The organism is Rhodococcus sp. NPDC057014 (assembly GCF_042673295.1).
Lineage (GTDB): Bacteria > Actinomycetota > Actinomycetes > Mycobacteriales > Mycobacteriaceae > Rhodococcus_F.
In genome coordinates this window covers 1-5,857 of record NZ_JBHUSF010000439.1, presented here as the reverse complement: position 1 = coordinate 5,857, position 5,857 = coordinate 1, and the positions used below count along the sequence as shown (strand labels likewise).

4 protein-coding genes are annotated in these 5,857 nt (G+C 69.0%); 2 read left to right on the top strand and 2 right to left on the bottom strand.

Going from position 1 to position 5,857, the window contains the following annotated elements:
* Nucleotides 1-59: 59 nt before the first annotated feature.
* Both ACFTZB_RS42105 and ACFTZB_RS42100 read right to left on the bottom strand, forming a co-directional pair.
* Nucleotides 60-521 (bottom strand): 6,7-dimethyl-8-ribityllumazine synthase, encoded by a 462-nt coding sequence (locus ACFTZB_RS42105; protein WP_378441366.1) that lies wholly within the window; start codon nucleotides 519-521, stop codon nucleotides 60-62.
* Nucleotides 522-544: 23 nt separating this feature from the next.
* A complete protein-coding gene (locus ACFTZB_RS42100; RefSeq protein WP_072945874.1) occupies nucleotides 545-1,057 on the bottom strand; it encodes an Lrp/AsnC family transcriptional regulator in 513 nt (170 codons plus the stop codon).
* Between the two features lie 137 nt (nucleotides 1,058-1,194).
* Between ACFTZB_RS42100 and ACFTZB_RS42095 the strand changes: the two genes are divergently transcribed.
* Together ACFTZB_RS42095 and ACFTZB_RS42090 are read left to right on the top strand one after the other, a co-directional pair.
* Nucleotides 1,195-4,707 carry an indolepyruvate ferredoxin oxidoreductase family protein gene (locus ACFTZB_RS42095; protein ID WP_378441363.1) on the top strand — a complete coding sequence of 1,171 codons (3,513 nt, stop codon included), beginning with the start codon at nucleotides 1,195-1,197 and terminating at the stop codon, nucleotides 4,705-4,707.
* 6 nt (nucleotides 4,708-4,713) lie between these two features.
* A complete protein-coding gene (locus tag ACFTZB_RS42090; protein ID WP_378441361.1) occupies nucleotides 4,714-5,808 on the top strand; it encodes a Glu/Leu/Phe/Val dehydrogenase dimerization domain-containing protein in 1,095 nt (364 codons plus the stop codon).
* The last annotated feature ends 49 nt before the right edge of the window (nucleotides 5,809-5,857 follow it).

Genomic DNA, 5,857 nt, shown 5'->3' with positions numbered 1-5,857 from the left:
GAACACCACCGCCGGTGTGTACCGGCGGTGGTGTTCTCGTTGCGGATTCGGGAGGCGAGTCAGTTCGCGGTCGGCAGCGCCTTCAGCGATGTGACGGTGGCGACGCAGGCCCGTGCGGCCTCGGCGCCCTTCTTGACGAAGTGCTCGCCGAAGTAGGTGAGGTGCTCGTCGTGCTCGTGGAAGTGGTGCGGGGTCAGCACAACCGAGAACACCGGCACGTCCGTGTCGAGTTGCACCCGCATGAGGCCGTCGATGACCGCGGTCGCGACGAACTCGTGCCGGTAGATGCCGCCGTCCACGACGAGCGCGGCCGCGACGACGGCGTCGTAACGCCCGGTGAGGGCGAGGCGGCGTGCGTGCAGCGGGATCTCGAACGCGCCCGGCACCTCGAAGAAGTCCAGATCGTCCTTCGAATAGCCCAGCGTGGTCACCTCGTCGGTGAAGCCGTCGCGTGCGCGGTCGACGATATTGCGGTGCCACGTGGCCTGGATGAACGCGATTCGTCCCTGACTCTCACTCATGGTCTGAAACTACTGCACCGGTCCTAGCGGTGTGAACGGGGCAGTGCCGTCGACCGGCCCCACCCGGAGTCGTCGGTGAGGTGCTCGAGCAGCGGCTGAATCCGGTACGGCAGCGGGCTCGTCAGCGCGATGGTGGTCGTCGAATGGGTGATGCCGGGCAGGTTCGCGATCTTCTCCAGCAACTTCTGCAATTCCGCGTGCGTGGACGTGGCCACCCGCACCAGCAGGTCCTCCCGGCCGGTGGTCGCGTGGATCTCGATGACCTCCGGCAGGTCGACGAGACGGTTGCCGACGGCGGTCAGCTTGCCCTGCTCGAGTTCGAGCCCGACGAACGCCTGGATGGGAATCCCGACCTCGGCGAGGTCGAGGTTGGGGCGGAAGCCGGTGAGCAGCCCGCTGGTCTCCATGCGCTTCATCCGGGACTGCACGGTGTTGCGGGCGACGCCCAGCGAGTTGGCGAGTTCGGCCACGCTCATGCGTGAGTCCTGGCCGAGCAGTCCGAGCAACTGCACGTCGAGCTTGTCGATGCTGAGCACTTTGGGTACCTCCGGGAAGTGACCACCGTCACCTATTGCGTGAACTGATCAGTTGATCCGATTTGCGTTGACCAAATCATAGAGCAGATACAGGATCAAGCTCACGAAATGCTCAACGCGACGGATCGGGAATCGCAATGACTCAGCTAGACGACGCTCGCACCAGTGCAGCATCCTTTGATCTCGCCGACCGATACCGGGCCGACTCGGGTCCGGTGTTGATGACCGGTGTCCAGGCCATCGCCCGCCAGCTGGTGGAGCAGCACGAACGCGACCGCCGCGCGGGCCTGAACGTCGCGACGTTCGTCTCCGGCTACCAGGGCAGCCCCCTCGCCGGCCTCGACCGCACCATCGCCGCCATCCCCACGCTGAGCACCGACCACGACGTGAAGTTCGTGCCCGGCATGAACGAGGAACTCGCCGCGACGTCCGTCTGGGGCAGCCAGGTGGACCTCCCGCAGGGCGAGCGCACCCACGACGGCGTCGTCGGCGTCTGGTACGGCAAGGGTCCCGGCCTCGACCGCGCCAGCGACTCCATCCGGCACGCCGCGATGTACGGCGCCAATGCGCGCGGCGGCGTCCTCGTCCTCGTCGGCGACGACCCCAACGCCAAGTCCTCCACCATCCCCTGCGCCAGCGAACGGTCCATGGCCGCGATGGGCATGCCCGTGTTCTTCCCGCGCAACGCCGAGGAGGTCATCACGTTCGGCCTCTACGGGGTGGCGCTGTCGCGGATCTCCGGCTGCTGGTCGGGCATGAAGATCGTCGCCGACGTCGCCGACGGACTCTGGACCCTCGACCGCGACTTCGCCGGCCTCGACATCGTGCTCCCCGAGATCGAGTGGAACGGCAAGCCGTGGTCGTACCGGCAGCGCGTGCTCGCGTCCCCGCCCGACAGCGTCTACGCCGAGGCCGACCTCTACGGCCCGCGCTGGGCGATGGTCGAGGCGTTCAACGCCGCCAACGACATCGACGCGATCGAGGTGAACCCGCGCACCGCGTGGCTGGGCATCGCCGCCGTCGGCACCGCCTACGACTCGCTGCGCCAGGCCCTGCTCGACCTCGGGCTCGGCGACTCCCAGCTCGAGGACGCCGGCATCCGCATCCTCCGGGTCGGCATGCCCTACCCGCTGGGCGCCGACAAGGTTCGCGAACTCGCCGACGGCGTCGAGCAGGTCCTCGTCGTCGAGGAGAAGATGCCCTTCGTCGAGTCGCAGCTCAAGGACATCCTCTACGGCGGCGCCAGTGCACCCGCCGTGCTGGGCAAGAAGAACGCGCAGGGCAAGAACCTGATCCCCGTCGACGGCGAACTGACCGCCGCCCGGCTCACCGGTCCGCTGCGCCGCGTCCTGAAGGACCGGGTCGCGCTGACCCCGGCCCCGCCGCCGCGCCTCGAGCTGACCGTCCTCCCGACGTCGCGGACCCCGTACTTCTGCTCCGGCTGCCCGCACAACCGCTCCACCGCGGTGCCCGAGGGATCGATCGCGGGCGGCGGCATCGGCTGCCACACCCTGGTCACCATGTCCGGCCGCACCGACAGTGCCGTCACCATGCTCACCCAGATGGGCGGCGAGGGCGCGCAGTGGATCGGGCAGGCCCCGTTCAGCGACGTCAAGCACATGTTCCAGAACGTCGGCGACGGCACCTACTTCCACTCCGGCCAGCTCGCCGTGCAGGCGTGCGTCGCGGCCGGCGTCAACATCACGTACAAGGTGCTCTACAACTCGGCCGTCGCGATGACCGGCGCCCAGGACGCCGAGGCCGGGCTGACCGTGCCGCAGCTGACCCACAAGCTGGCGTCCGAGGGCGTCAAGCAGATCATCGTCTGCGCCGAGGACCCGAAGCGGCACAAGGGTGCCCACTTCGCCGCCAACACGCTGCTGTGGGACCGCACCCGCCTCGACGAGGCACAACGCGTCCTGCGCGACATCGAGGGCGTCACCGTCCTCATCTTCGATCAGCAGTGCGCCGCCGAGGCCCGCCGCAAGCGCAAGCGCGGCAAGCTGCCCGCCCGCCGCACCCGCGTCGTCATCAACGAGGCCGTCTGCGAGGGCTGCGGCGACTGCGGCGTCAAGTCGAACTGCCTGTCCGTGCAGCCCGTCGACACCGAGTTCGGCCGCAAGACCAAGATCGACCAGACCAGCTGCAACACCGACTACTCCTGCCTCGAGGGCGACTGCCCGTCGTTCGTGACGGTCGAACTGCCCGAAGAGGGCGCGCCGAAGACGTTGCGCGAGATCCCGGTTCCGCCGGAGGTCGGCGACCCTGATCCCGCCGTGTGGACCGGAACCCACAACCTGTTCATGGCCGGTGTCGGTGGTACCGGCATCGTCACCGTCAACCAGGTGCTCGGCATGGCCGCACTGCGTGCCGGGCTGCACGTCGAGGGACTCGACCAGACCGGTCTCAGCCAGAAGGCCGGACCCGTCACGTCGCACCTGCGGCTCAGCGACCAGAAGACACGGTCGGGAAGCTCGGCGCCGTCCAACCGGATCAGCCCCGCCACCGCCGACTGCGTCCTCGCGTTCGACCTGCTGACCGCCGCCGACGCCAAATACGCCGGGTTCGGCAGCTCCGACCGCACCATCACCGTCGCGTCGACGAGCCAGACCCCGACCGGCGACATGGTCTACGACCCCGCCGTCCGTTACCCGGACGAGGACAAGCTGCTCGAGCGTCTCGACGTCTCGGCCCGCGAACTCACCGCGATCGACGGGCTCGCCGCCGCCACCGCGCTGTTCGGCAGCACCGCAGCCGCCAACTTCCTGCTGGTCGGCGCCGCCTACCAGGCCGGCGGGCTGCCCGTCCCCGCCCGGTTCATCGAGGAAGCCCTCGAGATCAACGGGGTTGCCGTCGAGTCCAACAAGGCCGCGTTCCACTGGGGACGCGTCGCCGTCGCCGATCGGGAAGCCTTCCTCGCCGCCACCAGTTCCGCGGCCGTGCCGCAGCGCAGCGACACCGTCGTCCCGGTCCACCTGTTCGCCGGGTCCACCCTCCACGGCACGACGCGCGAGCTCACCGAACGCCGCGCCGCGAACCTGGTCGCCTTCCAGGGTGACCGCGTCGCCGCCCGCTACATCGCGCTCGTGCAGCAGGCGTGGGACGCCGAGCGTGAGCTGGGCGACCGGACCGAGTTCAGCGAGGCCGTCGCCGCCGGGCTGCACAAGCTCACCGCCTACAAGGACGAGTACGAAGTGGCCCGGATGCTCACCGATCAGGCCTTCCTCGACGCAGCCGCCGGTGAGGTCCCCGGCGCGGGGAAGCTCACCTACAAGCTGCACCCGCCGGTCCTCAAGGCCATGGGCCGTAAGACCAAGATCGGATTCGGCCCCCGCTCCCACGTCGCGCTCAAGACCCTCGCCAAGGCGAAGTTTTTGCGCGGCACCGCGTTCGACCCGTTCGGCTACGCCAAGGTCCGTCGTCTCGAGCGTCAACTGCTCGCGCACTACGAGGCCACGGTCGCCGGCCTGATCGCCGACCTCACCGCCGACACCTACGACACCGCCACGCTGATCGCCGCGACTCCCGACCTCGTCCGGGGCTACGAGGACGTCAAGCTGCGCAACGTCACCGTCTACCTCCAGCGTCTCGCCGAACTCGGCGTCGACACCTCCACCATCACCATCGCCACCCCTTCGGAAAGGTCCTGAGAAGACATGACTCTCACCGCGGAACGTCACGCCACCGCACCGCTCCAGAACGCCGGAGTGTTCGAACGGACCGATTTCCCCACCGACACCGCGCACGAGCAGGTGACGTTCTTCCAGGACCCCGCCACCGGACTCAAGGCGATCGTCGCGATCCACGACACCACCCTCGGACCGGCGCTCGGCGGCACCCGGTTCTACCCCTACGCCGACGAGGCCGCCGCCCTCAAGGACGTCCTGCGGCTGTCGCGGGGCATGACCTACAAGTCGGCGATCGCCGGAGTCGACCTCGGCGGCGGCAAGGCCGTCATCATCGGCGACCCGGCCACCGGAAAGTCGGAGGCGCTGCTCGAGGCGTACGCCCGCTTCGTGCAGACGCTCGGCGGGCGCTACATCACGGCCGGCGACGTGGGCACCAACTCCGACGACCTCGACGTGATGGGCCGCGCCACCGAGTACGTCGTCGGACGCAACACCGCCGCCGGCGGATCCGGTGACAGCGCCCCGATGACCGCGCTCGGCGTCTTCCAGGGCATGCGCGCCGGCGCACAGGAGAAGTGGGGCACCCCGAGCCTCACCGGCCGCGTCGTCGGGGTCGAGGGTGTCGGGAAGGTCGGCTACCAGCTGATCAGGCTGCTGCTCGCCGACGGTGCCTCGGTGGTTGCCACCGACGTCAACGTCGCCGCACTCGACCGTGTGGCCCGCGACTTCCCCGACGTCAAGATCGCGTCCAGCGTCATCGACCAGGAACTCGACGTCTACGCACCCTGCGCGATGGGCGCCACCCTCACCGACGAATCCGTCGCCGCGATCACCGCCCAGGTGATCTGCGGGGCCGCGAACAACCAGCTCGCCCACCCGATCGTCGAGCACGATCTCGGTGACCGCGGCATCACCTGGATCCCCGATTACGTCGCCAACGGCGGCGGACTCATCCAGGTCGCCGGTGAGCGACTCGGAACGTCCGCCGACGACGTCCGCGCACAGGTCGAGAAGATCTTCGCCACCGTCGTGCAGATCCTCGACGTCGCGAAGCGGGACGGCATCCTCGCCGGCGCCGCAGCCGACGCCGTCGCCGAGGCCCGGATCGCGGCAGCGAAGTAGGCGGCTCCGCCGCCCGTGAGTGGTTAACGAGTCCCTGCACTCGTTAACC